This window comes from Terriglobales bacterium, from assembly GCA_035624475.1.
In the GTDB taxonomy this organism is placed as follows: domain Bacteria; phylum Acidobacteriota; class Terriglobia; order Terriglobales; family Acidobacteriaceae; genus DASPRL01.
On the sequence record DASPRL010000015.1, the window covers coordinates 1 to 23,757 of the forward strand.

General features: G+C 68.9%; 23 protein-coding genes and 1 tRNA gene. 14 read left to right on the forward strand and 10 right to left on the reverse strand.

All coding sequences use genetic code 11. The features are described from left to right. From VEG08_00905 to VEG08_00940, 8 genes are all read left to right on the forward strand, one after another. The coding region (locus VEG08_00905) for a hypothetical protein (protein HXZ26537.1) at nucleotides 1-194 on the forward strand (194 nt) is incomplete at its 5' end. Then, a complete protein-coding gene (locus tag VEG08_00910) occupies nucleotides 195-2,243 on the forward strand; it encodes a c-type cytochrome (GenBank protein ID HXZ26538.1) in 2,049 nt (682 codons plus the stop codon). It abuts the gene before it with no gap. Next, nucleotides 2,240-2,965, forward strand: a complete 726-nt coding sequence (locus VEG08_00915; protein ID HXZ26539.1) for a c-type cytochrome — start codon at nucleotides 2,240-2,242, stop codon at nucleotides 2,963-2,965. Before VEG08_00910 ends, VEG08_00915 begins: the two co-directional genes overlap by 4 nt. Nucleotides 2,966-2,972: 7 nt before the next feature. Beyond that, a complete protein-coding gene (locus tag VEG08_00920; protein HXZ26540.1) occupies nucleotides 2,973-4,205 on the forward strand; it encodes a hypothetical protein in 1,233 nt (410 codons plus the stop codon). A gap of 119 nt (nucleotides 4,206-4,324) precedes the next feature. Then, nucleotides 4,325-4,429 (forward strand) — tRNA-Ser (locus VEG08_00925). A gap of 108 nt (nucleotides 4,430-4,537) precedes the next feature. Beyond that, the gene (gene sthA / locus VEG08_00930; GenBank protein ID HXZ26541.1) at nucleotides 4,538-5,926 is read left to right on the forward strand and encodes a Si-specific NAD(P)(+) transhydrogenase; all 1,389 of its coding nucleotides are present in this window, start codon (nucleotides 4,538-4,540) and stop codon (nucleotides 5,924-5,926) included. Between the two features lie 44 nt (nucleotides 5,927-5,970). Then, a complete protein-coding gene (locus VEG08_00935) occupies nucleotides 5,971-6,486 on the forward strand; it encodes a hypothetical protein (protein HXZ26542.1) in 516 nt (171 codons plus the stop codon). A gap of 159 nt (nucleotides 6,487-6,645) precedes the next feature. After that, nucleotides 6,646-7,332 carry a hypothetical protein gene (locus tag VEG08_00940; protein HXZ26543.1) on the forward strand — a complete coding sequence of 229 codons (687 nt, stop codon included), beginning with the start codon at nucleotides 6,646-6,648 and terminating at the stop codon, nucleotides 7,330-7,332. An 8-nt stretch (nucleotides 7,333-7,340) separates the two neighbouring features. Here VEG08_00940 and VEG08_00945 read toward each other — a convergent pair whose 3' ends face one another. The 3 genes from VEG08_00945 to VEG08_00955 all read right to left on the reverse strand — a co-directional run bounded on the left by VEG08_00945 (nucleotide 7,341) and on the right by VEG08_00955 (nucleotide 9,819). Continuing rightward, nucleotides 7,341-8,276, reverse strand: a complete 936-nt coding sequence (locus tag VEG08_00945; protein ID HXZ26544.1) for an SPFH domain-containing protein — start codon at nucleotides 8,274-8,276, stop codon at nucleotides 7,341-7,343. 71 nt (nucleotides 8,277-8,347) lie between these two features. Next, nucleotides 8,348-8,644, reverse strand: coding sequence for a MoaD/ThiS family protein (locus VEG08_00950; GenBank protein ID HXZ26545.1), 297 nt, complete (start codon nucleotides 8,642-8,644; stop codon nucleotides 8,348-8,350). Continuing rightward, nucleotides 8,641-9,819, reverse strand: a complete 1,179-nt coding sequence (locus VEG08_00955) for an exo-alpha-sialidase (protein HXZ26546.1) — start codon at nucleotides 9,817-9,819, stop codon at nucleotides 8,641-8,643. The genes VEG08_00950 and VEG08_00955 overlap by 4 nt, the downstream gene beginning before the upstream one ends. A 199-nt stretch (nucleotides 9,820-10,018) precedes the next feature. On the opposite strand from VEG08_00955, the gene VEG08_00960 reads away from it, so the two are divergent. After that, a complete protein-coding gene (locus VEG08_00960) occupies nucleotides 10,019-10,609 on the forward strand; it encodes a hypothetical protein (GenBank protein HXZ26547.1) in 591 nt (196 codons plus the stop codon). Between the two features lie 110 nt (nucleotides 10,610-10,719). Then, nucleotides 10,720-12,264: a benzoate-CoA ligase family protein gene (locus VEG08_00965; GenBank protein HXZ26548.1), complete on the forward strand. Its 1,545-nt coding sequence runs from the start codon at nucleotides 10,720-10,722 to the stop codon at nucleotides 12,262-12,264. Here VEG08_00965 and VEG08_00970 read toward each other — a convergent pair. Further along, nucleotides 12,261-13,262: a PilZ domain-containing protein gene (locus tag VEG08_00970; GenBank protein ID HXZ26549.1), complete on the reverse strand. Its 1,002-nt coding sequence runs from the start codon at nucleotides 13,260-13,262 to the stop codon at nucleotides 12,261-12,263. The genes VEG08_00965 and VEG08_00970 overlap by 4 nt on opposite strands. Before the next feature lie 171 nt (nucleotides 13,263-13,433). Between VEG08_00970 and VEG08_00975 the strand changes: the two genes are divergently transcribed. After that, on the forward strand, nucleotides 13,434-13,862 hold the full coding sequence (locus tag VEG08_00975; GenBank protein ID HXZ26550.1) for a hypothetical protein: 429 nt from the start codon (nucleotides 13,434-13,436) through the stop codon (nucleotides 13,860-13,862). A gap of 10 nt (nucleotides 13,863-13,872) precedes the next feature. Here the strand turns inward: VEG08_00975 and VEG08_00980 are convergent, their stop codons facing one another. The 3 genes from VEG08_00980 to VEG08_00990 are packed head-to-tail and all read right to left on the reverse strand — an operon-like array spanning nucleotide 13,873 to nucleotide 15,717. After that, complete coding sequence (locus VEG08_00980; GenBank protein ID HXZ26551.1) at nucleotides 13,873-14,196, reverse strand: hypothetical protein; 324 nt, start codon at nucleotides 14,194-14,196, stop codon at nucleotides 13,873-13,875. 45 nt (nucleotides 14,197-14,241) lie between these two features. After that, the gene (locus tag VEG08_00985) at nucleotides 14,242-14,853 is read right to left on the reverse strand and encodes a hypothetical protein (GenBank protein HXZ26552.1); all 612 of its coding nucleotides are present in this window, start codon (nucleotides 14,851-14,853) and stop codon (nucleotides 14,242-14,244) included. A 24-nt stretch (nucleotides 14,854-14,877) separates the two neighbouring features. Further along, on the reverse strand, nucleotides 14,878-15,717 hold the full coding sequence (locus VEG08_00990) for a hypothetical protein (GenBank protein ID HXZ26553.1): 840 nt from the start codon (nucleotides 15,715-15,717) through the stop codon (nucleotides 14,878-14,880). A 223-nt stretch (nucleotides 15,718-15,940) separates the two neighbouring features. Between VEG08_00990 and VEG08_00995 the strand changes: the two genes are divergently transcribed. Further along, nucleotides 15,941-17,896: a TolC family protein gene (locus tag VEG08_00995; GenBank protein ID HXZ26554.1), complete on the forward strand. Its 1,956-nt coding sequence runs from the start codon at nucleotides 15,941-15,943 to the stop codon at nucleotides 17,894-17,896. Nucleotides 17,897-17,969: 73 nt separating this feature from the next. Then, complete coding sequence (locus tag VEG08_01000; protein HXZ26555.1) at nucleotides 17,970-19,289, forward strand: M48 family metallopeptidase; 1,320 nt, start codon at nucleotides 17,970-17,972, stop codon at nucleotides 19,287-19,289. Nucleotides 19,290-19,293: 4 nt separating this feature from the next. On the opposite strand, the gene VEG08_01005 is transcribed toward VEG08_01000, so the two are convergent. The 3 genes from VEG08_01005 to VEG08_01015 all read right to left on the reverse strand — a co-directional run bounded on the left by VEG08_01005 (nucleotide 19,294) and on the right by VEG08_01015 (nucleotide 22,990). Continuing rightward, nucleotides 19,294-20,637, reverse strand: a complete 1,344-nt coding sequence (locus VEG08_01005) for an AMIN domain-containing protein (protein ID HXZ26556.1) — start codon at nucleotides 20,635-20,637, stop codon at nucleotides 19,294-19,296. A gap of 134 nt (nucleotides 20,638-20,771) precedes the next feature. Beyond that, on the reverse strand, nucleotides 20,772-22,442 hold the full coding sequence (locus tag VEG08_01010) for a SpoIIE family protein phosphatase (protein HXZ26557.1): 1,671 nt from the start codon (nucleotides 22,440-22,442) through the stop codon (nucleotides 20,772-20,774). 71 nt (nucleotides 22,443-22,513) lie between these two features. Beyond that, a complete protein-coding gene (locus VEG08_01015) occupies nucleotides 22,514-22,990 on the reverse strand; it encodes a hypothetical protein (protein ID HXZ26558.1) in 477 nt (158 codons plus the stop codon). A 146-nt stretch (nucleotides 22,991-23,136) separates the two neighbouring features. Here VEG08_01015 and VEG08_01020 point away from each other — a divergent pair. Further along, on the forward strand, nucleotides 23,137-23,757 hold a 621-nt coding region (locus tag VEG08_01020), incomplete at its 3' end, for a hypothetical protein (GenBank protein ID HXZ26559.1).

The following is a 23,757-nucleotide window of genomic DNA, read 5'->3' on the forward strand; positions in this document are numbered from 1 at the left end:
TCGTCGCCGCCTTCATGCTCTACGCCGCCTTCGTCGACCCGGCCAGCAAGGCCGGCTTCCGCCGCTGGCTGGTGCGCAAGCCGCTGGCCTTCTGGATCATGACCTGGTTCCTGGCGGTGGCGGTCACGCTGACCGCCGTCGGCACCCTGTTCCGCGGCCCTGGATGGTCGTGGGTGTGGCTCTGGAGAGGATAAGTGGGACTTCGACAAAAGATCGGGTCGGTCTGCCGCATCTTCTTCGGTGACCCGGCGCGCACCTTCGGCACCATGAGCGTGGTGCTGCTGGTGATGCTGGCCATCGCTCCAGCCAAGGACTACTTCAGCGAGTGGCGCGGCTACCAGAAGCAGTACCTGAAGCTGATCCGCGGGCGCGCCGAAGCCGTCACCCTGGAGCGCCGCTTCGAGCCCGGCCTGCAGCAGATCTGGATCCCGGAGCAGGGCGTGACCGACCGCTGCACCACCTGCCACCTGGGTCTGCGGGAGGCCAGTTTGGCCAACGTGAGCCGGCAGCCCTTCCGCCCGCATCCGCCCATGCCCCACCGGCTCACCGAATTCGGCTGCGTGGTGTGCCACCGCGGCCAGGGCGGCGCTACCACGGTCGAGGAGGCGCATAGCAGCACGCTGGCCTGGGAGCAGCCCATCCTGCCGGCCAAGTACCTGCAAGCCTCGTGCGGGCAGTGTCACCTGGGCGCGCTCGCCGGGACGCCGCAACTGAACCTGGGACGCAAACTGCTGGCGCGCTACGGCTGCGTGCGCTGCCACAGCGTCCACGCGCCTGACGGTACCACGATGCAGGCGACGGACGACCCGCCCTCGCTGGCGCACATCGCGCAGAAGACCACCCGCGAGTGGGTGTACGCCTGGATCAAGAACCCGCAGGCCTATGCTTCGACCGCCACCATGCCCAACTTCGGCTTCAGCGACGCCGATGCGCGCGACATCTCCGCCTTCCTGGTGGCGCAGAGCACGGCGATCAACCTGCCGGCGCCGACGCAGGCCGCGCCCGCCGCCAAGCAGGATCCCCAGGCGGGCGCGAGCCTCTACGGGGAGTCCTTCTGCGCCTCTTGTCATGCGGTGCAGAACGCTGCGGGCGCGCTGGTGGGCGGCGACCTGGGGCCGGAGCTGACCCGCATCGGCAGCAAGGCCAAGCCGGAGTGGCTGGAAGCCTGGCTGCGCGATCCCGCGGCCTACGATCCCGACACCAAGATGCCGCGCTACCGCTTCAGCGAGGCGCAGGTCGCGCTGCTGGTCAATTTCCTGGGAGCGAAGAGCGACAGCGACCTGCTGGCCAACGTCCATCTGGACGCGGCCACATCGCAGCAGATCGCCCACGGCAAGCAACTGGTCACCGAGTACGGCTGCGCCTCCTGCCACGAGATCGACGGCATCAAGAAGCCGGAGAACTTCGCTCCCGACCTGAGCCGGGTGGGCAGCCGCTCGCTGGCGCAACTGGTCTTCGCCGAGGGCATGCCGCACACCCTGCCCGACTACATCGCCGCCAAGATCCGCAACCCGCGGGCCTTCGGACCCGGCCTGAAGATGCCGCAGTTCAGCTTCACGCCGCAGCAGCAGGACGCGCTGACCACGGCGCTGCTGGCGCTCACCGACCGCGCGCAGACGCAGCCGGCGTCGCTGCGCGTCCCCGCCCTGGCCGAATCGCACTACCGGCCCGCGGGCAAGGCAGGGCATCTCATGGACGATCTGCGCTGCTTCTCCTGCCATGCCATCAACGGGCGCGGCGGCGACATGGCTCCCGACCTGAGCTGGGAGGGAAGCGCGGTGCAGCGGCCGTGGCTGGTGGACTTCCTGAAGAACCCCAACACGCTGCGCCCGGCGCTCATCCGCCGCATGCCGCGCTTCAACCTGACCGACGCCGAGATCGCCACGCTCACCGACTACATGATGACCGTCTACCAGGACCCGGCCTTCAACCGCGACGCGGCCGCCGACTCCACCCCGGCGCTGGTCGAGCAGGGGCGGCAACTGTTCTATTCCAAGTTCGCCTGCCAGTCCTGCCACATCGCCGACCCGCAGAAGGACAAGGGCTACATCGGGCCGACGCTGGCGCAGGTGGGCTCGCGCCTGACGCCAGCGTGGGTCTTCCATTACCTGAAAGACCCGCAGGGGATGCGCCCGGGCACACTCGAGCCCAACCAGAATCTCAGCGACGCCGACGCGCGTGCCCTCACCGCCTTCCTGATGTCGCTCAAGGGGAAGCCCGTGCAGGAGGCGAAGAAGCGATGAGACGCCTGACCATCTTCGCCGCGCTCCTGTTCCTGGCAGCCGGTTGCTCGCGCTCCCGGCCGGCGGCGCCCGCGCTGCAGCCCACCGGCTGGGGGACTGCCATCACCGAGGCCAGCGGCGGCAAGCAGGCCGCCGGCGTGGGCATGCTGCTCGACCAGCCGGTGGTGGTGCAGGTGAACGACGCCCAGGGCAGCGGCGTGACCGGTGCGGCCGTCACCATGCAGGGACCCGCGGGCGTGCGTTTCGATCCTGCCTCCGGCCTGACCGACTCCAGCGGGCAGTTCACCACCAGCGTGAGCCTGGGCGGCGTCGCGGGGCGCTACCAGATCACCGCCTGGACCGCCGACAAGAGCGGCAAGCGCGTCGAATTGAAGCTCGAAGAGATAGCGCTCGGCTACCAGGAGGGCCTGGGGCAGCAGTTCAACCGCCAGTACTGCTCGCGCTGCCACGATCCCGAATCCACGCCCGAGCGCGTTTCCAACTACGACAACCTGACCACCAAGCCCCATGCTTTCACCGAAGGCGACACGCTCAACAAGATGAGCGAAGCGGACCTGACTGCTATCATCAGCCATGGTGGCCCGGCGCTGGGCAAGTCGCCGGAGATGCCGTCCTTCGGCTACACCCTGAGCAAGAGCGAGATCCAGGCGCTGGTGGCGTATGTCCGGGCGGTCTCCGATCCGCCCTATCAGACGGCGGGGGTGGTGTATGCGCAGAAGTAGCGGGCTCTTGCTGGCGATCGCGTGCCTCAGCCTGGCGGCAGCCGCCCAGGTGGCCCCGCCGCAGGACGTCCAAGACCCCTCCGCCCAGCGCCTGGAGCTGAAATACGCCGCGCAGTTGCAGAAGATCGCGCGCGAGATCCAGACCCACCACTACGCCTACGCCTTCCAGCTCTCACGCGTGCTCGACGTGAACGCGCAGCAGGGACGCAGTCAGGCGCGCTCCGTCCGCTTCGACCGCTTCAAGAACCACGTCGTACTGGAGATCACCGGCAATTACTACGCCTCCTATTCCGACAAGCTGCTGACGCCGGGGCAGCGCGCGCGCCAGACCTTCCGCGATGTCATGCTGCCGGTGCTGAAAGCAGCGGTGCCGCCGCTGGCCGGCGATCCCAGCGTGCAGGGCTTCGCGCTCGAGATCTCGCACCACGTGCGCGGCAAGGTGATGGGCGTCCCGGCGGAGCACGCGGAGAACGTAGTGCTGTTCCTGCCCAGCGACGCGGCCACGCGTCTAGTCTCGGCCACCACCACCGAACAGCAGCAGGCCGCGCTGCTCGCCGGCCTGGCCTACCTGGACGCCCAGCCCATCACCCTCTGGCTCTCCGACGACGAGCCCGCGCCTCCGCCTCCAGTCGAGAAGACCGAAGCCACGCGCAAGGCGGAAGCGGAGATGGCCGGCCTGAGCGGGCCTGCCGGATCGGGCGGCGACACGCCGCTGGTCTCGCCTCACTTGGCGAAGGGTCCGGACTGGCCGGTGCGCCCGGGACTCGGTCCGGACAGCCTGGCCGCCCTGCAGACCACGCACCAGGACGCCATCGCGCGCATGCTGCGCGAGATGGATGCGCAGGCGCACTTCGTCAGCTACGCGCCGCCCTCGTTCATCGCCTTCCACCAGGGCGCCTACCTGCAGGTTTCGGTGGACACCCCGCTGGAGTCCGGCACCACCGGCTCGCAGTACCGGCTGGCGGCGCTGGCCTTCGACCAGCACATCGCCCACCTCATCCGCCCGGTGCTGAAATACTTCCCCGACGCTCCTGGCTTCGACGGCTTTGACTTCTCGACCACGCTCCAGCTGCCGGGCAGCGAGCACTCGGAGGCGGTGGAGTTCTTCCTGCCGGTCTCCGCCATGCGCTGCTTCGCCGACTACAACTGCACCGGCCAGCAGCTCATCAACTCCGGCTTCGTGCTGATCAACGGGGAGCGCGTCGCGCTCGACCTGCAGATGTCGGAAGCGGCACACTAAGCCTTGTCGTGATAATGACGCAGATGAGCCCGGATCAAGACCATGCCCCTAACCCGTACCAGGTCTTTCGGGAATTGGGTCCAGATTGGGTCCATAACGGTCCGAATAGGGCCTAACACCAGGGTGTAGGACGCAGAGCCAGCCTTTACGAGCCAATCACATAGCACTGGTTAGGTTGCCTTGGGCGCAGGGGGCCGGCCGTTCGAATCGGCCCGCCCCGACCAAGCCCACACCTCAGACCGCAGACGCCAGATACCATTCAGGGATATACTCTGCCGCGCGAGGCAGGCGTTGGCTTCCGCCTGCGCGAATCGGGGTGAGGGGCCCTGACCATGGAACCGGAACAATACGACCTGGTGGTGATCGGCAGCGGCCCGGCGGGGCAGAAGGGCGCCATCTGCGCCGCCAAGCTGCGCAAGAAGGTGGCCATCATCGAGCGCAAGCAGACCATGGGCGGGGTGTGCGTGCACACCGGCACCATCCCCAGCAAGACCTTCCGCGAGGCCGTCCTCTACCTGAGCGGCTTCCGGCAGCGCAGCTTCTACGGCCGCGGCTACACCCTCAAGGGTCAGATCTCGATGCAGGACCTGATCTTCCGCGCGGACGCGGTCATGGCGCGGGAGATCGAGGTCATCAAGTCGCAGTTGCGCCGCAACCGCGTGACCGTGCTGGAGGGCAGCGCGCGCTTCCTGGATGCGCACACGCTGGAGATCGCGCGCGAGGACGGCTCGCAACTGGTGCGCGGCGACCATGTGCTGGTCGCCTGCGGCACGCGCCCCGCCCACGACCACAGCATCCCCATCGACGGCAAGCGCATCTTCGATTCCGACCAGGTGCACGAGCTGGAGGAACTGCCCCGCGACCTGGTCGTCGTGGGCGCCGGCATCATCGGTATCGAGTATGCCTCCATGTTCGCCGCGCTGGGGGTGCGGGTGACGCTGCTGGACCAGCGCCCGGTGCTGCTGGACTTCGCCGACCGCGAGATCGTGGAGAGCCTGTGCTTCCAGTTGCGCCAACTCGGCACCGTCTTCCGGCTGGGCGAGAAGGTGGTCTCCCTGGGCGTCGAGGAGGACCGCGACCGCGTCTTCGCCCGCCTGGAGAGCGGCAAGACGGTGCACGGCCAGGCGCTCTTGTACGCGGTCGGACGCCAGGCCAACAGCGACCAGTTGAACCTGGAGGCGGCGGCGCTCTCCGCCGACGGGCGCGGCAAGCTCAAGGTGAACGAGCACTTTCAGACCAGCGTGCCGCACATCTACGCCGCCGGCGACGTGATCGGCTTCCCTGCCCTGGCCAGCACCTCCATGGAGCAGGGGCGGCTGGCGAGCTGCCACATGTTCGGCAAGCCCTCCACCATCCCCGCCCACCTCATCCCCTACGGCATCTACAGCATCCCGGAGATCTCGATGGTGGGCCGCACCGAAGAGCAGCTCACCAGCGAGAAGGTCCCCTACGAGACCGGGCTGGCCCGCTACGCCGAGCTGGCCAAGGCGCAGATGCTGGGCGACGAGCAAGGCCTGCTGAAGCTGCTGTTCGATCCGGAATCGCTGCGCCTGCTGGGAGTGCACGCGGTCGGGGACCGGGCGGCGGAGATCATCCACATCGGGCAGGCGGTGATGGCGCTGGGCGGGACCATGGAGTACTTCCGCGACGCCATCTTCAACTATCCCACGCTGGCGGAGGCCTACAAGGTCGCTGCCCTGGACGGACTGAACAAGCTGTAGGACGAGCGGGGTGCTCCCCGCCCAGCCCCGGAACAGGAGGAGTCATGGAAACCACGCGGGTTGCCCGGGCCCTGAACCGGGTCGCCGCCGCGCTGCTGCTGGCGGGGCTGGCGGCGGGCAACCCCGGCCGCGCCCAGGCGCAGAATAAGGCATGCTCGCTGGTCACCCCGGCGGAATTGCAGGCCGTGCTGGGCGCGCCGCCGCCGCCGCTGCAGCCCTATACCCTGGGCGACGCCTCGGTCTGCAGCGGCAAGAACGCCACCGTCACTGTCACCCTGCGCACGGCCCGGCGCAAGAACCCCACCGGCGAGACCGAGATGAAGGGCATCGAGATGCTGCGGCAGAGGGGCGCCCAGATCGAGGTCAAGAAGTTCGGCGACCTGACCTGCTCGACCATCGTCCCGCCCGCCAGCATGGCGCAGATGGGCTACAACACCACTTGCAGCGTGCTCAAGAACGGGGTGGTAGCGGCGGTCGAGGTCACGGCCAAGACCCAGGGAGGAATGGTCGCGATCGAGAAGCTGCGGCCGCTGGCTGAGAAGATGGCGTCGCGCATGTGAACTGGGGGCGCCGCCCGGAGGTGGGGTTTCCACGCGGGTCAGGAAAGCGACGCTCCCGCAGCGGCGGCGGGCTTATACTTCCTGGATATGGCGTTCTGTTCCCACTGCGGAAGGGCGGCGAGCGAGGGAGAGCGCTTCTGCGCCGCCTGCGGCGCGCCCATGACTCCCGACGCGGTGGCCGCCATGACCGCGGAACAGCGCCGCCAGCGCAAACAGATGCGCGTGCTAGTGGCGGTGGCGGGTGCGGCCCTGGCCGTGGCCGTGGGAGTGATGTTGAAGGAAGCGTGGCCGGCGAAGCAACATGCCGCCGCACCTGCCGCGGCCGCGCCCGCGGCCCCCGCGCAGTCCCAGGCTGCACCCGCGAGCACAGTCCAGACTTCGTCGGACCAGGCCGCGAGCCCCGCCGGCGGCGCGTCTCAGCAGGAACCCCCAGCCCAGGCCCCCGGCAATCCCGCGGCGGCCGCGCCTGCGTCGCCAGGCGGTATCGACCTGGGCGAGGTGCAGAAGGCGCTGGCGCAGATGACGCAGCGCACGGCGGGAGGCACAGGGACGCCCGCGGCCGCGGCGCCTTCCGGCTCTGACCGCTATCCCGGGTCGCAGCCGGTCAATGTGGACGACACCCAATTGCCCGACATCGGCATTCCCGTGGCCCGCGAGGTGTACAGCACCACCGATTCCGTGGCCACGGTGATCCGCTACTACCAGCAGCGCTATCCCGACGCCCGGCTCATGGAGATCAACGGCCAGCAGGTGCTGGCGGTGGACCGCCCGGGACTGAGCAAGGTCATCGCCATCGGCAGCACCGGCCAGGAGACGCGCATCGCCATCGTGCAGCCGGGAGGCTGAGCGCTGCCCTACTTTCCGCCGCCGGCCGCGCTCGATTCCGACTCGGCCCGCGCCCCCACCATGATGGCGTTCTGGATCTGGCTGAAGAAATCGGGCAGGGCGCCGGGCGAGTGCGGCATGAGGATGGTGTTGGAGCGGGTCTGGGCGCCGATCTCCTTGAGCGTGTCGAAGTACTGGGTCATGAGCACCAGGGCCATGACGTCCTGGGCGGTGGCGCCCTCCACGCTCTGCTTGAAGGTCTCGACGCTCTCGCGCAGGCCGCTGATGATGGCCTTGCGCTGGTTGGCGATGCCCTGCCCCTGCAGCGCCTTGCTCTCGGCCTCGGCCTCGGCTTGCTTCACCTTGAGGATCTTGTCGGCCTCGCCGCGGGCCTGCGCCGCCACCTGCTCGCGCTGGGCGGCGTTGATGTCGTTCATGGCGCTCTTGACCTTGTCGTCGGGATTGATGTCGGTGACCAGGGCCTTGATGATGGCGTAACCGTAGTCCTGCATCACCCCGCTGAGCTCGGTCTTGACCGAGTTGGCGACGTTGTCCTTCTGCTCGAAGGTTTCGTCGAGCAGCAGCTTGGGCACCTGCGAGCGCACCGAATCGAAGACGTAGGAGGTGATCTGGTCGCCGGGACTCTGCAGCTTGTAGAAGGCTTCGTACACCTTGTCCTGCAGCACCTGGTACTGCACCGAGACCAGCACCTTCACGAAGACGTTGTCCTTGGTCTTGGTCTCGACCTCGACGCGGAACTGCTGCACCCGCATGTTGACGCGCCCGGCCACGTGCTCCAGCCAGGGCATCTTGAAGTTCAGCCCCGGCCCGGCGATGCGCACGAACTTGCCCAGGCGCTGCACCACCGCCATCTCCGCGGTGGACACGGTGAAGAAGCCGCCCAGGAAGGTGAACAGGACGAACAGGGCCCCGATCGCGAAGAGAAACAGGATGAACAGCGCCATGGTCGTGACCTCCGGGTCAGGCGAATCGCCGGGAAGTCTAGCAAGGAAGTCGCGGGGCCACAATGCCGGAGCTAACCGCCGGCGATGGCGCCGATGACCAGAAAGGGCTCCTGGCCGGAGGCCACGGCGGCGGGCAGGGGCGCGTCGGGGGGCTCGTGGGAGAGGTCCTCGCCGCAGGCGAAGAAGCGCAGGAAGGCGCGGCGCTGGAGGGTGACGTGGTCGCGGATGGTGCCACGCAGCATGGGATAGCGGGTCTCGAGGGCGTCGAGCACCGAGCGCTGCGTGGCCGCGCCCGGGACCTCCAGCTCCACCTCGGCGCCCACGTGCGCCAGGGTGCGCAGGTGCTGCGGCAGCGCCACTCGGATCATGGCAGCGTCTGCGTCTCGATGGAGAGTACGGGGGGCAGGTCGCGCACGATGGCCTGCCAGGTATCGCCGGCGTCGGCGGAGGCGTAGACCTGGCCGCCGCTGGTGCCGAAGTAGACGCCGCACTGGTCGAGCTGGTCCACCGCCATGGCGTCCCGCAGCACGTTGACGTAGCAGTCCTTCTGCGGCAGGCCCTTGGTGAGCGCCTCCCACTCGTTGCCGCCGCTGCGGCTGCGGTAGACGCGCAGCTTGCCCTCATGCACGAAGTGCTCGGAGTCGCTCTTGATGGGGACGACGTAGACGGTCTCGGGCTCGTGAGAGTGCACGTCGATGACGAAGCCGAAGTCGGTGGGCAGGTTGCCGCTGACCTCGCGCCAGTTGTCGCCGGCGTCGTCGCTGCGCATCACGTCCCAGTGCTTCTGCATGAACAGGGTGTTGGGGCGGGAGGGGTGCAGGGCGATGTGGTGCACGCAGTGGCCGACCTCGGCGGTGGGATCGGGGATGTAGGGGGAGCGCAGGCCGCGGTTGATGGGCTTCCAGCTCTTGCCGCCGTCGTCGCTGCGGAAGGCGCCCGCCGCCGAGATGGCGATGACGATGCGTCTTGGGTTGCCGGGGTCCAGCAGGATGGTGTGCAGGCACATGCCGCCGGCGCCCGGCTGCCACTTGGGCCCGGTGCCGTGGCCACGCAGGCCGGAGAGTTCCTTCCAGGTGGTCCCGCCGTCGCTGGAGTGGAACAGCGCGGCGTCTTCCACGCCCGCAAAGACGGCGTCAGGGTCGGTGAGCGAGGGTTCCAGGTGCCAGACGCGCTTGAACTCCCAGGGATGCTGGGTGCCGTCGTAGAACTGGTGGGTGGTGAGCGGCTTGCCGGTCTCGGTGGAGGTGTCGTAGACGAACTTGTTGCTCTGCCCTTGCGGCCAGCCCTGGGGCGTGGGTGGAGGCGCGCCGCCGGGCACCTCCCAGCTCTTGCCGCCGTCGTTGGAGCGCTGGATGATCTGCCCGAACCAGCCGCTGGTCTGCGAGGCGTAGATGCGGTTGGGGTCGGCGGGCGACCCTTTCAGGTGATAGATCTCCCAGCCCGTGAAATAGGGACCGGCGACCTCCCACTGCTTGCGTTTGCCATCCGAGGTCAGGATGAACGCGCCCTTTTTCGTGCCCACCAGCACCCGTACCTTGCTCATGCCCCACCCTTTCCCGGCCGCAGGCCGCGAAGCGTCCGTCCATACTGCCACAGGACACGCCGGCAATGCACGTGGGCGCCCCATTGCCGCGCTCTTGCCAGAATCCCCGCCCCACCGGAGGGAGGGCGTGGTATGATGCGGCGCACTAGCGGCGCAGTTTCTCACCGGAAGCATTCCACTGGCCGAAAAAAGGAGTCCTATGAAGAAGGCATCGACGCTCGTGGTTATGAGCACGTTCCTGCTGGCGCTGTCGGCGACGCTGATGGCGCAGAACAACAAGATCACGGTTCCTGCGGGCACCACCTTGACGGTGCGCCTGGGCCGGTCGCTCAGCTCCAAGACCAGCAAGCCGGGCGACACCTTCCCCGCCACCCTGCGGTACTCGGTGAAGGTCGAGGGCAACACCGTGATCCCGGCGGGCGCGGAGGTGGAGGGCCGGGTGGCGAACGCCAAGAAGCAGGGCGCCTTCGCCGGCCAAGCCGACCTGGCGCTGGAGCTGATCAGCATCACCACGCACGGCGATACCTACTCCATCACCACCGACACCTGGGCGCAGACCGAGAAGGGCAAGGGCAAGCGCACCGCCGGATCGGTCGGAGGCGGCGCCGCCGCTGGGGCCATCATCGGCGCGATCGCCGGGGGCGGCAAGGGAGCGGCCATCGGAGCGGGCCTGGGCGCCGGCGCGGGAACCGCCGTCGCCGGCGGCACCGGCGGCAAGAACGTCAACCTCTCCACCGAGAGCACGCTGAGCTTCCGCTTGACCCAGCCGCTCGTCATCCAGACCCACTAGCCAGGGGTCCTGCATCTCAGAAGACGGGATGGGCGCCGGCCCATCCCGTTTTGTCCTGCGGGCAAGTCGGGGCCGCCCGAATATCCTCTAGCCCGGAGATCCGCATCGCCGTGCCGGAAGCCTTCAATGCCGCCACCCGCTTCGTGGACCACAATGTCCATGAAGGCCGGGGAGCCAAGGTCGCCATCGAGTGCGGCGAGCAGCGCGTGACCTACGCGCAGTTGCAGGCGCGCGTGAACCGCGTGGGCAACGCCCTGCGCGGGCTGGGTGTGCGCCCGCAAGAGCGTGTCGTCCTGCTGCTGCCTGACTCGCCCGACTTCCTCTACGTCTTCTTCGGTGTCATCAAGATCGGCGCCGTCGCGGTGCCCATCAGCACTTTGCTCAAGCCCCCCGAGTACGAATACATCCTGAACGACGCGCAGGCGCGGGTGGCGGTGGTGAGCGATTCCCTGCTGCCGCTGGCGGAATCCATCCCGCGCGAGCGGCTGCGGTACCTGCAAACCATGGTGGTGGCGGGCGAGCCGGCTGCAGGCCGTCCCAGCCTCGATTCCCTCATGGCCGCGGCTTCCGCGGAGCTTGCGGCCGAACCCAGGGGCCGCGACGACCCCGCCTTCTGGCTGTACTCCTCGGGCAGCACCGGCGCACCCAAGGGCTGCGTGCACCTGCAGCACGACATGGAAGTGTGCGCCGAGCGCTACGCCAGCGGCATCCTGAAAATGACGGAGCGCGACCGCTGCTACAGCGTGGCCCGCCTGTTCTTCGCCTACGGCCTGGGCAATACCGGTTATTTCCCTCTGTATTTCGGCGCGACCACGATCCTCTCCCCGGGCCGGCCCACGCCGGCCAGCATCTATGCTGACATCGAGCGCTACCGCCCCACCCTGTTCTTCTCCGTGCCCTCGAACTACGCCGCGCTGCTGGCCCACCGCCGAGAAGGCGGCGGGGAGTTCGACCTGGCGAGCATCCGCCACGGCATCTCCGCGGGAGAGGCCCTGCCCGCGCCGCTCTTCGAGCGCTTCCGCCGGCGTTTCGGCATCGAGATCCTGGATGCCTGGGGCTCGACCGAGACCCTGCAGATGGTGCTGGCCAACCGCCCGGGCGAGGCCCGCGCCGGCTCCAGCGGCAAGGTGATCCCCGGCTTCGAGGCTCGCATCGTGGACGAGACGGGCGCCCCGGTGGCGCCCGGCGAGATCGGCAACCTGCTGGTCAAGAGCGACGCCACCTGCGCCGGCTACTGGAACCAGCACGAGAAGACCAGGGCAGCTTTCCAAGGCGCCTGGTTCTGCACCGGCGACAAGTACTATCAGGACGAGGAGGGCTACTTCTGGTACGCGGGGCGCTCCGACGACCTCTTCAAAGTGAACGGGCGCTGGCTGAGCCCGGCGGAGGTGGAGAGCGCGCTCCTCGCACATCCCGCCGTGCAGGAGGCGGCGGTGGTGGCGCGCGACGACGAGAGCGGGCTCGCCAAGCCCGCCGCCTACGTGGTAGTGGGCGCGGAGGCCCAGGCTGACGACGCGCTGCGCGGCGAACTGCAGGAGTGGGTAGCGCAGCGGATCGGCGATTACAAGCGTCCGCGCTGGATCGAGTTTCTGCCCGAGCTTCCCAAGACCGCCACCGGAAAGCTGCAGCGCTTCAAGCTGCGGCAGCGCGCCTAGGGCTTGCGCTGCTCCTCGCGGGGAAGGTCGAGCGGAGGCAGGACCTCGCACAGCGCGCGGATGGGCTGCAGCGCTTCGGGAGCGGGCTCGACGAACTCGAAGCCGTAGAGGCGGCCGTCGCGGTGGCGCACGGTGGCGTGCAGGAAGAGCGGCTGCGGCGCCGTGGGCAGCGTGAACTGCACCGTCACCATCTCTCCGGGCAGCAGCGCGCCCTCCACCTTCCCGCCCACCCCGCAGTCGCTCAGATCGGTGGAGAGCCCGGGGAAGAAAGCCGCAACGCCGGAGCGCACCACCTTGACGCTGAGCGGCACCACCACCGCGTGGCGCTGGTGGCTGCGCGTCAGCGGCCACTTCAGTTGCGCGCCCGGGCCGATCAGCCCTTCCAGCGCGTCCACCAGCTTGGTGGGCGCCTCGCCTTTGTGCACAAAGGCATTCACGAACTGCATGGCGGTCTCGGGAACGCGGCGCGGCTGGGCGGAGACCAGCACGATGGGCAGGTCGGGCTTGCGGCGCTTGATTCGCCCCACCAGCACTTCCAGGTCGCCCTCCTCCCAGGGATGGGTGAGCACCACGGCGTCGAGCGAGGAGTTGTCCACGTGGTCCAGGGCTTCCTCGGGACTGGCGGCGGTGAACACGTTGTAGCCGGAGGCGTCGAGGAAGGAGCAGCGCACCGCCGTCTGGCTGTCGTGGCCGTTCACGTAGAGCAGGCTCTTCTTGACGTACCTGCCCACCTCCACGCAGCGGATGCCCACCTGGCCGGCGCGGGCGCTGCCCGGCTCGCCCACCCACAAGACGCGGAAGCGGGCGGCGGCCGCCCCGTGCTGCACCCCCAGCACCGCGCCCGGCAGCACCGGATGGCTCAGCCCTTCCAGCCGCGCCCCCATGGAGGAGATGTCCACGGTATGGGCGCGCTCGACAAAGGGCCTTCCCGCGCCGTCGGTGCCCCACACGGTGGCGGGCAGGCGCAAGGGGACGCGCTCTTCTCTGCGGTGGCCCATCAGCCCCATCGTACGGGCTTGGGGCAGCCAAGAAAACGTTACTTCCGTAACGAGGACATCGAAGATAAATCCATTGCTGCCTATAAGATACGAGGTGCTCTCGCCGGGCTCGGTGGATGGCGCGGAGCGCCGCCTCTCTGCACGTATAATGTCGCGCTCCGACTCTGACGAATGCCGGTCGACGTCCATGTCGTGCATGGCGGTGCAGGCCGCCTGTTCCTCTGCCGTGGCGCGGTCACGGGGCGCGAGTTCATCGCGCGCAACCAGGAGATGTTGAGCGCGGAAGAGAATTACCTGGGCACACGCTGGTGCCTGATCGACCAGACCGGGGCGACCTCGCTGGACATCTCGTCGGCGGAGATCCAGACCATCGTGGAACAGGACGCGCGGCTGGCGGTCGGGCTGCCCGAACTGGTCATCGTGGTGGTGGTCGCGCGCGACCTGGGCTTCGGTCTGTCGCGCATGTGGGAGATGCTCACCGAGCGTCCGGGATGGTCGGTGCGGGTCCTCCGCGCCCGGACCGAGGCGGAGGCGTGGCTGCGCGAGGAAGTACGGCGCAAGTTCGGGATGGAACTTCCCGCGGAGCTGGCAACGCCTTAGAGGCTGCGTCCTATGGCCAAGTGCGGCCCGGGCGGTAGGCTTCGGTCACCGGAGACTGGGTTCCGTTGCCCTGCTGGGTGGCGGAATACTGCCCCGGCTGGACCGGAGCGGGGGCGCTCAGCACCGGAGGAGGCACCACCGCCGGCGCGGTCGAGGCAGCGAAGACCGAGGGCGTGGGCACGGGCGGGCGATAGGGTTCGGGCACCTCGCGCTGCCGCGGCGCGTCGGAGTCCTCCGCTAGCATGGGCAGGACCACGCGCAGGGCCTCGATCTCCTTCTCCAGGCGGCGGATCTCCTGTTCTTTCTGGCGCAGGACTTCGTAGATGTTCTTCATCGCAGCCTCGGCCTGAGCGCGACTATAGCACCGCCGGAAGCAATGTCAATATTCGCCCAGGCTCCTGCGCCCCGCGTCCGGCCGCCGCGCCAGCAGGACCGCCAGCAGCGCCAGCAGGCTCACCAGCAGCGGGTACCAGACCTGGGCGATCCAGGGCTGGGGGATGAGGAAGAGGACGTCGGTCTCGCGCACGGAGGCGGGCCAGCGCACCGTGGCCCACAGGCCGGCATAGTAGGAGAGGTCCCAGAGAGCGAAGCTCCACAGGAAGACAGCGCAGCGCTCGCGGAGGCGGCGCGCGGCCAGCAGCGCCACCGCCAGCAGCATGAGCAGGGTGGCGGCCTCGCGCACCACCTCCACCGTCAGCAGGCTGGGCGGCAGTTCGCGCACCGACTGGGTCTGGCGATAGAGGCCGGCGGAGAGGCGGGCCACGTCGGCCAGGGTGCCTCCGTAGCCGGGCAGCAGGCCCGCGGCGGCGCGCAGGTAGATCACCACCGCCGCCTCCACGAATCCGAAAGCGGCCCCGAACAGGGCGGCGAAGGCGAGTTGGCGCCGGCTGACCTCCAGGCCGCGGCGGCGCCACCAGAACCAGGCCAGCACGGGCACGAGCGGCAGCAGGTTCACCCACCACGGGCTGGCGAAAAGCCGGAAGGCTTCCATGAGCGGCGATCCACGGCCCGCGGCTTACGGGTAGCTGCTGTCCAGGCGGTTGATTTCCTTGCCGAAGAGGGGATTGTCGGGGAAGTCGCGCTGCAGACCGGCGAGCAGGGCGCGGGCGCCGGGCTTGTCCTTGTCGCGCAGGTAGGCGATGGCCAGCAGCAGGCGCGCGAAGGGAGCCAGGTAATGGCCGTGCTCGGCGGTGAGCTGCAGATCGTGCACGCCCTCGTGCTTGTCGCCGGCGTAGCCGCCCAGGCGCAGCAGCCAGCGCACCGGCGCGGTCTGGCTGCCGATGATGTACTTGCTCATGCCCAGGGCCAGGTAAGCGTCGAAGTAATTCGGATCCAGGGCGATGAGCTTGTCGGCGTACTGCTGCCCCTGCTTGATGTAGCCCAGCGAGGCCAGGTTGTGCTTCTCCACCATGGCGGCGTAGTCAGCGCGCAGGCCCGAGCACAGCGCCATCACGAAGAGGGCGTCTTTCTGGTTGGCATCCTTGGCCAGCAGGGCGCGGGAGAGGTCCTCGGCGCGGGAGAGGTCGGCGTCGAAGCGGGCCTTGATGGCGGGATCGGGCTGCAGCTTGGGGCGATTGTCGAAGCTCGAATCCTTGACATAGAACTGCGACTCCAGCACGCCCAGCCGGTTGAACTCGGAGAACAGCAGCCCGGCCGCCTCCGACACCGGACCCAAGGGATCCTGGGGATGCTCCTGCTGCCAGCGCTCGAACTCCTGCTGGGCCTCGGGGAAATGCAGGCTGTAGAGGAGGTGGTAGCCGCGGTCCAGGGAGGGTGGATCCTGGCCGGAGTCGGCGGCCGGCGCCGGCGGGCACAGAGTCATGGCCCCGAGGATGAGGGCGACGGCTGCGGCCATAGAGTTGCGGCTCATCACGAAGGCGCGGATCCTCGCTGATTCTCTCCTCGACGGGCGCGCGGAGCGGAGTACTGCCGCTGGTTCGCTCCCTCCGAAAGAAGGAGGCCCCCACGCGCGCTGCAGGATGCCAGATTGTACGCCGGGGCGCGCCCGCGGGCAACCCACCGGCAGCCCCGCTCGCTGCTATCCTTCTAGGGCACGACGGTATCTGAGGAGGAAGCCCATGCGCTCTGTTCCCGCTCCACGTCCGGCCGCGCTCGGCCTGACCTTGGTGGCCCTGCTGTGGCTGGCCGGCGGAGCCTTCGCCCAGCAGCAGGACTACAGCCGCTCCGTCCCCATCTTCCCCAACGTCTTCCGCCCCTACGCCTCGCGGCCGGTCCCCGAGCCCAACCTGTCGAACTCGGGACGCGTGGCCCCGCTGCTGCGCGAGGGCAAGCTGATGCTCTCGCTCAACGACGCCATCGCCCTGGCGCTGGAGAACAATCTGGACCTGGTGATCGCGCGCTACAACCTGCCCATCGCCGATACCGACATCCTGCGCACCCAGTCGGGAGCGGCGGCGCGCGGTGTCAACACCGGGTTGATCCAGGGCACGCCCGGGGGCGGGGCGGGGACCATCGGCAACGCCGGCGCCACCGGGGGCGGGGCGGGGGGCACGAGCGCGGCCGCGGGCGGCGCGGGGGCCGGCATCGGCGGCATCGTGGCCTCCACCCTGGGGGTGGGGCCTCCCATCGATTCCTTCGATCCCATCGCCACGGCCTCCTTCGGCCTGCAGTACACCAACACGCCGCAGTCCAACACCGTCTTCACCGGCGTCTCTTCCTTGCAGCAGAACACCGGCTTCGCCAACTTCAATTACCAGCAGGGCTTTCCCACCGGCACCCTGGTGAACCTCACCTTCAGCAACAACCGCGCGACCTCCAACAGCATCCGCACGTCGCTGGTGCCGCAATTGAACGCGAGCTACCTGATCCAGGTGCGGCAGCACCTGCTGCAGGGGCTGGGCTTCACCCCCAACAAGCGCTTCATCCTGATCGCGCGCAACAACCGCGAGATCGTGGACGTGAGCTTCCGCCAACAGGTGATCTTCACCGTCACCCAGATCGAGAACCTCTACTGGAACCTGGTGAGCGCCTACGAAGACGTCACCGCCAAGGAGCGCGCGCTCAAGCTGGCCCAGCAACTGGAGGACAACAACCGCCGCCAGGTGGAGGCCGGGACCATGGCCCCCATCGAGGTCATCAACGCGCAGGCGCAGGTGGCGGCCAGCCAGCAGGACCTCATCGTCTCCCAGACCAACCTGCAACTGCAGCAGTCGCTGATGAAGAACGCCATCACCAAGCGGCAGAGCGATCCCGCGCTGGCCGCCGCCGCGGTCGTGCCCACCGACCGCATGCAGCTTCCCGCCAACGAGCCGGTGGTTCCCATCGAGGACCTGGTGCAGGAGGCGCTGCAGAAGCGTCCCGAGCTGGCGCAGGCGCGCATCGACCTCACCAACCGGCGCCTGAGCAAGGAGTCGGCCCATAACGCGCAGTTGCCCGCGCTCGACCTGGTGGCCAACTACGGCGGCGCCGCCCTGGCCGGCCAACTGAACCCGGCCTTCGTGGGGCCGATCCCGGTGGTGCCGCTGGGCGGCTGGACCGACGCCATGGGCCTGCTCAACGAACATCCCACCTATTTCGTGGGCCTGACCCTCACCATCCCCATCAAGAACCGCGCCGCCCAAGCCGACGAAGTGCGCTCGGTGCTGGAGTACCAGCAGGCGCAGGTGCGCCTGCTGGAGCTGCAGAACGGGGTCGCCATCGATGTGCGTAACGCCCAGTATGCCGTGCTGCAGAACCGCGCCCGGGTGGAGGCGGCGCTGAAAGGCCGCGAGTACGCCGCCCAGAGCCTGGACGCGGAGCAGAAGAAGCTGGCCGAGGGCATCGGCACCACCTTCACCGTGCTGCAGGCCATGGCCAACCTGGCCACCGCCGAGTCCAACCTGGTCGGCGCCATGACCGCGTACGAGCAGTCGCGCGTGCAACTGGACGTGGTGACCGGGCGCACCCTGGAGCACCTGGGCATCTCCATCGGCGACGCCGAAAGCGGCACCGTGACCCGCCTGCCCCAGGTACCGGGGGTGGTGCCTTCGCAGAAGGCCCTCGAGCATCCCATCGCTCCAGGAGGGCAGCCGTGAGCGGGGACTACCGGCAGCGGACCGGGTGGAGCTATGCTGCTTCCGCCGTCATCGCCTCTCCTGGGGAGGTGCCATGAGCCGACTGCCCGCAATCCTCATCCTGGCCCTGACCTTGCTCCTGGTCGCGCCGGCCGGCGCCCCGCAAGCGACCTCGAGCCCGCAGCCGCAGGCCCCCGCCGCCCAGGCGCCTCCGCCCCAGGTCCAGGGCTACACCCTGCCGCCGGAAAAGTACGAGCAAGCGGTGGCCTACGCGCGAGCGCGTTACATCCTCTACTTCCTCAGCTTCGCCTGGGGATTGCTGGTGCTGCTGCTGGTGCTGCGCTGGCGACTGGCTGCCAGGTTCCGCGACTGGGCCGAGCGCGCCGTGCGCTTCCGCTTCCTGCAGGCGTGGATCTTCGTCCCGCTCTTCCTGCTGACCCTGGGCGTGCTGGAGCTGCCGCCCGACCTCTACGGCCAGTGGCTCTCGCGTCACTACCAGCAGTCGGTGCAGGGATGGGGCTCGTGGGCGTGGGACTGGACGAAGGGCCAGCTCCTCGGCTTCGTGCTGGGCTCCCTGCTGATCTGGCTGCTGTACGCGGTGATCCGCCGCAGCCCGCGGTTCTGGTGGCTCTGGTTCTGGCTGGCGGCGCTGCCCATCCTCGTCTTCCTTCTGTTGATCACGCCCATGGTGATCGAGCCCCTGTTCTTCAAGTTCGAGCCGCTCCAGAAGGAGCAGCCGCTGCTGACCAGCGAGATCCAGAAGGTGGTGCACCGCGGCGGGCTGGTCATCCCCGACCGCCGCATGTTCGAGATGAAGGCCAGCGAGAAGATGAAGTCGCTGAACGCCTACGTCACCGGCCTCGGGGCCTCCAAGCGGGTGGTGGTCTACGACACCACCATCCAGAAGATGACCGTGCCCGAGATCCTCTTCGTCTTCGGCCACGAGATGGGCCACTACGTGCTCGACCACGTCTGGAAGGGGATCGCCTTCGCCGCGGCGGTGCTGCTGCTCTTCCTCTACCTCGGCTATCGCGCGCTGGGCTGGACGCTGGCGCGGCGAGGCGCGCGCTGGGGCATCCGCGGCGTGGACGATTGGGCTTCCCTGCCCGTGCTGCTGCTCTGGCTTTCCATCTTCGGCTTTCTGTTCTCGCCGGTGAGCGCCAGCTTCAGCCGCTACCTGGAGCACCAGGCCGACATCTACGGGCTGGAGGTCACCCACGGCCTGGTGGCCGACCCGCAGCAGAACGCCGCCCAGGCCTTCCAGATCCTGGGCGAGGTGAACCTCGACGATCCCGACCCCAACCCCTTCATCCGGGTGTGGCTCTACGACCACCCGCCGCTGAACGAGCGCATCCAGTTCGTGCTGCACTACGATCCCTGGGCGCAGGGGAAGGAGCCGGAGTTCGTGAAGTGACGTCCTAGCGGCCGGGAGCAGGGAGAGCGCGCAATTCGATCACCAGGCGCGGCGGGGCGGGTTCCAGCGTGGCGGAATACTCGGCAGGGGCCCTGAGGTCGAGGACCACGCGCGCCACGTCCCGCTGGAACTGGGCCACGCGAATGGAGCGCAGCAAGGCATCGTCAGCGGGAAAGCTGCGCCCCGCCAGGGCCAGGTGCGTGTTCTCCAGATCGAAGACGAGGCGCGCCGGGTTGTCCAGGCGGCGGGCCTGGTAGCGGACGGCTCGATCCAGCTCCAGGGTCACGCGCGTGCCCCCCGGCGCAGTGGAATAATGCACGGCGGTGAGTTGCGCGCGACCCGCGGGGAGGGCGAGCGGAAGCGCTGCTTCCGGCTGCGCCTGCGCCACGGGGGCCGCCTGGCTTTCGGGCGGGACCGGGGACGCCGCGGGCGCGGCCGGTTCGGGAGTGCGGAGGCCGGCGGGCGGCGGGCTCGGATTGGCGCGCCAGCGGCTTTGGATCTGCGGCCAGCCCGTCCACACTACGGTGGCCGCGACCAGCGCCAGCAGCAAGGCGACTCCGGCGATCCCCAACCGCGAGCGCGGCATCCGCGGCGGTGGCTCTTCTTCCGGGATCCCAGCCGGCGGCGCGCTGCGCTCGCGCGCTCGCGCTCCTTGCAGGACGTCCGTCAGACGCAGGGGCCGAGTGGAGGGCGACGGAGCCGGCCTGGCGGGCACGAACGATGCTCCCGGCTGGCCCAGTTCGGCAGCCTCCAGCACCAGCCCGGCCATGAACTCCAGGAAGCGCATATGGCGGGGGCTGAAGTGCGCGCGCTGGTCGGAGAAGACGGCCAGCACTCCCAGGGCAGGCCGGCGCCGCCGTCGCAGCGGCACCATCACCAGGGAGCGCACGCCCAACTCCCGGCAGGCTTCCTGGTTGACGCGAGCATCGCTCTCCGCGTCGGGACAGTCCTGCACCTCGCCGCTGCGCACGCATCGTCCCGCCAGGCCGCGATCGAGGTCGATCGAGGCCCCCATCTCGATGGCGGACCGCCCGCTGCTGGCCACGCACATCATGTCGGCGCCGCGGACCACCGCGATGGCCGCCCCGCTGGCCTCGGTGACGGCGCATACGCTCTCCGCCATGCGCTGCAGGGCGTCCCCGCGGACCGGCTGCGGGGCGGATGCAGGCGCCTCGCTCGCCGCCGGGGAAGCGAGTTGGTCTGGCTGGCCGGGGGGTTTGCGTTCCTGTTGGGCGGCGGAGGCGATGGCCAGCAAAGCATGCAGGGCGTCACGTTCGCGACCCCGCGCGCCGGGAGCGCGCATCCGCATGCGGTGGGTACCACCTTCCAGGTTGGATGGCGGCGTCATGGGCCCTGAGGGGACTGCCGGCTTGCCTGCCGGCAGCAGGAGCGTCACGAGTTTCAGGCCGCGGCTAGTGGGCTGTCAATCGTAGAAGGCGGGTGGTGTCTCAAAAGGAGACGGGATCGGCTCGGCGCTCGCGCTCAGCCCTTGCCCTTGCAGGTGAGGTCGAAGACGGTGCAATCGTCACCCAGGGGCACTTCGCCGCGGAAGTGGTTGACGGCATCGAAGATGGCCTGAAAGGGCTCTCCGCCGGCGGCGGCGCGCTCCAGGCGCTCGTCGCCGAAGAACTCGCCGCTGCCGTTCTCCGCTTCGGTGACGCCGTCGGTGACCATGACCAGGTGGTCGCCGGGGTTGAGCTTGCAGGTGGCGGGCTCGTAGGTGGCCTCGGCCAACAACCCTACCGGAAAATTGGAATTCTGCAGGCGCGTCACTTTGCCGCCTGAGACCACCAGGGGCTGGACGTGGCCGCAGTTGACGAACTCCAGCTCGCCGGTGGGATGCAGCAGCCCCACGATGGCGGTGGCGTACTTCGCTCCCAATTCCTTCTGGCAGAGGAAGCGGTTGGTGGAGGTCACCACCTCCTGCAGCGGCACTTGGGCCAGGAGCTGGGCGTAGATCATCCCTTGCAGCATGGAGGCCAGGATGGCCGCGGTCACGCCTTTGCCGCACACGTCGGTGATGACCATGGCCAGGCCCTGGTCGGTCATGATCACGTCGAAGAAGTCGCCGCCGATCTCCTTGCAGGAGACGTTCTTGGCCTGCAGCGAGGCGTAGGGGACCTCGGGGATGGTCACCGCCATGAGCTGCTGCTGGATGGTGGCAGCGATGGCCAACTCCTGCTGGTAGAGGCGCGCCGCCTCCTCCGCCTGCGCCAGCTTGGCGTTCTCCACCAGGGCCGCGGCCTCGGTGGCGATGGCGCGCAAGATGTCGTGGCTGACGGTGGAGATGTCGCGGGAGGCGAAGCGCGAGTCCAGGTAGAGCACGCCCATGGCCTCGGCGGGCTTGGCGGCATCGCTGGTGGTCTTGTCGGCGCGGGCATAGACCTTGCGCAGCGGGATGCAGATCACGGTGCGCAGATCGTAGGCCATGATGCTCTGCCGCCCCGCCAGGTCGCTCTGCTTGGTGGTGTCGGAGACCACGAACTCCGCCGAGGCCGAGGCCGCTTCCTCCAGGATCGAGTGGGAGATGGTGCGGTCGTCCACCAGGGCCTGGCCCTGGGCGCTGCGTCCCGCCGCCAGCCGCAGACGCCCGGAGTCGTCGCGCAGGAAGACGTAGCCGCGCTCGGAGTGGGTGAGGCGCAGGGTGGCGTCCAGCAGCGTGACCAGGATCTCGTCCACCACCCCGCTGGTGTTGAGCTTGCGCGCCGCCTCCAGGAAGAGGGTGAGCTTCTCCAGGTCGGTGGCGTCGCGGCGCACCTGGATGGAGGAGATCTGGCTGAGGAACTCGCGCGTGGAGCTGGACTGGGTGCTGGTGGGGTCGAAGATCACGTACACGCCGTCGCGCATCCCGAACTCGATGCGGTCGTTGCGCTCCAGCTTGTGGCGTTGCACCCGCTGCCCGTTGACGAAGGTGCCGTGCTTGCTCCCCAGGTCCACCAGGAAGAGCTGGTCCTCCTCGGAGACGATCTCGGCGTGGTCGCGGGAGACGCGGGGATCGGCGATGACCAGGTCCTTGTCGGTCTTGCGCCCCACGCTGAAGGGGATGTGCTCGATCACCACGTCGCGGCGGATGTCGCCCTGGATGACCGCCATCACCGGCAGGGCGCCGGCGGCCCGCGGGCTGGGCGAAGGGGTTGGAGTGGGGGCCGACATGTCTGAGAGCGGCAACAGAGTAGCACTTCCCGCCAGTCTCGCCAACGGCTGCCACCCCCGCGGCGGACCTCTTACCTGGACTTCTTGTCCACTTCCTCGGGAAACAGCCGGAACTCCACCTGGCGCTCGCGGGTCGTGACCTTCTGGCTGGCGTCGGTGGTGTACTGCCGCAGCGTTCCCCGGATGACGAAGTAGCCTTCCTCGGAGCGGCTCTTGGCGGGCCCGCGCGCCACCGTACCCCGGAAGTCGAACCACACCCCATGGACCACCTTGGTGGTGAAGCTGAGCTGGTCGCCCTGCAGCGCGGCCTTGTCGAAGAACTGGTCGATGCGCTGGCCCCTGTCGTTCTCGTCTTCGCCGAAACGGGTCACCCAGCCGTCCACGCGGCCGTCCTCCAGGTTGAGCTGCAGGGTCTCGCCGTCGTGCACGAAGGTGTAGGTGCCAGAGATGTCCGTGTCGGCGGCCGGGGGCGGCGCCTGCCCCGGCGTCGGCAGAGCCACCAGCGCCGCCAGGACCAGTCCGGCGATTCCCGCAAGATGGGGTCTCATAGGCTTGAGTGACTCCACTTTCCCGGGCCTGGGTACGGGCAGCTTACGATATAATCCCGCTACTTGCCCGGTTCCCGTAGTTGGATTGAATGCCGAATTCCGGCCAACCCTCGAAGTCACCAGTGTACCCCAAGGACGGGTCGCGAGTGCCGCGCCTGCTGCTCGAGCTGGAGCCCTGGTGGCCCAGCTTCCGGCGCAATCTGGCGGACCTGCTGCTGCGGCGGGAGCCCCCGCCCCTCGCCCTGACCTCCCGCCCCGGCGCCTACTGGCCCGACGTCTTCGTGGGCTCGAGGCTGCCGCGGCGCACCCTGGCGGCCTCCGGCCTCTATCACCTAGCCTTCGCCCTGGTGCTCTATGCCCTGCCCTCGTGGTGGCTGCTGGGGCTGCGCGCGCCTCAGGGCGCGCAGGCGCTGCGTCCGCTGCTCTCCTACTACGACGTCTCCGAGTACCTGCCGCCGGTGAACAGCGGCAGCGCGCCCGCCAAGGTAGCGACCAAAGGCCGCCCCGCCTACGCCAAGCAGGTCATCATTTCCGCTCCCGATCACCCCGACAACTTCTCGCAGACCATCGTCGATCCCAGCTCCCCGGTCAAGCTGGCGCACAACGTGCCCATGCCCAACCTGGTGATCTGGACGCCAGTGCCGGCGGCGGCGCCGGTGGCGGCCTCGCCGGGCCACGCTCGCCTCACCCTGCCGATGATGCCGGTGACGGTGGTGGCCCCGCCCCCGGAGGCGGGCAAGCGCGACACCGCCCAGCTCAACCTGCCC

Excerpts from the sequence above, each read along its gene's own strand:
- VEG08_01010 (HXZ26557.1), bottom strand. The coding sequence starts at position 22,442 with ATGTCGGCCCCCACTCCAACCCCTTCGCCCAGCCCGCGGGCCGCCGGC.
- VEG08_00915 (HXZ26539.1), top strand. The coding sequence starts at position 2,240 with ATGAGACGCCTGACCATCTTCGCCGCGCTCCTGTTCCTGGCAGCCGGT.
- VEG08_00995 (HXZ26554.1), top strand. The coding sequence starts at position 15,941 with ATGCGCTCTGTTCCCGCTCCACGTCCGGCCGCGCTCGGCCTGACCTTG.
- VEG08_00945 (HXZ26544.1), bottom strand. The coding sequence starts at position 8,276 with ATGGCGCTGTTCATCCTGTTTCTCTTCGCGATCGGGGCCCTGTTCGTC.
- VEG08_01015 (HXZ26558.1), bottom strand. The coding sequence starts at position 22,990 with ATGAGACCCCATCTTGCGGGAATCGCCGGACTGGTCCTGGCGGCGCTG.
- VEG08_00970 (HXZ26549.1), bottom strand. The coding sequence starts at position 13,262 with ATGGGCCACCGCAGAGAAGAGCGCGTCCCCTTGCGCCTGCCCGCCACC.
- VEG08_00940 (HXZ26543.1), top strand. The coding sequence starts at position 6,646 with ATGACTCCCGACGCGGTGGCCGCCATGACCGCGGAACAGCGCCGCCAG.
- VEG08_00985 (HXZ26552.1), bottom strand. The coding sequence starts at position 14,853 with ATGGAAGCCTTCCGGCTTTTCGCCAGCCCGTGGTGGGTGAACCTGCTG.
- VEG08_00950 (HXZ26545.1), bottom strand. The coding sequence starts at position 8,644 with ATGATCCGAGTGGCGCTGCCGCAGCACCTGCGCACCCTGGCGCACGTG.
- VEG08_00990 (HXZ26553.1), bottom strand. The coding sequence starts at position 15,717 with ATGGCCGCAGCCGTCGCCCTCATCCTCGGGGCCATGACTCTGTGCCCG.
- VEG08_00980 (HXZ26551.1), bottom strand. The coding sequence starts at position 14,196 with ATGAAGAACATCTACGAAGTCCTGCGCCAGAAAGAACAGGAGATCCGC.
- VEG08_01005 (HXZ26556.1), bottom strand. The coding sequence starts at position 20,637 with ATGACGCCGCCATCCAACCTGGAAGGTGGTACCCACCGCATGCGGATG.
- VEG08_00960 (HXZ26547.1), top strand. The coding sequence starts at position 10,019 with ATGAAGAAGGCATCGACGCTCGTGGTTATGAGCACGTTCCTGCTGGCG.
- VEG08_01000 (HXZ26555.1), top strand. The coding sequence starts at position 17,970 with ATGAGCCGACTGCCCGCAATCCTCATCCTGGCCCTGACCTTGCTCCTG.
- VEG08_00935 (HXZ26542.1), top strand. The coding sequence starts at position 5,971 with ATGGAAACCACGCGGGTTGCCCGGGCCCTGAACCGGGTCGCCGCCGCG.
- sthA (HXZ26541.1), top strand. The coding sequence starts at position 4,538 with ATGGAACCGGAACAATACGACCTGGTGGTGATCGGCAGCGGCCCGGCG.
- VEG08_00975 (HXZ26550.1), top strand. The coding sequence starts at position 13,434 with ATGCCGGTCGACGTCCATGTCGTGCATGGCGGTGCAGGCCGCCTGTTC.
- VEG08_00955 (HXZ26546.1), bottom strand. The coding sequence starts at position 9,819 with ATGAGCAAGGTACGGGTGCTGGTGGGCACGAAAAAGGGCGCGTTCATC.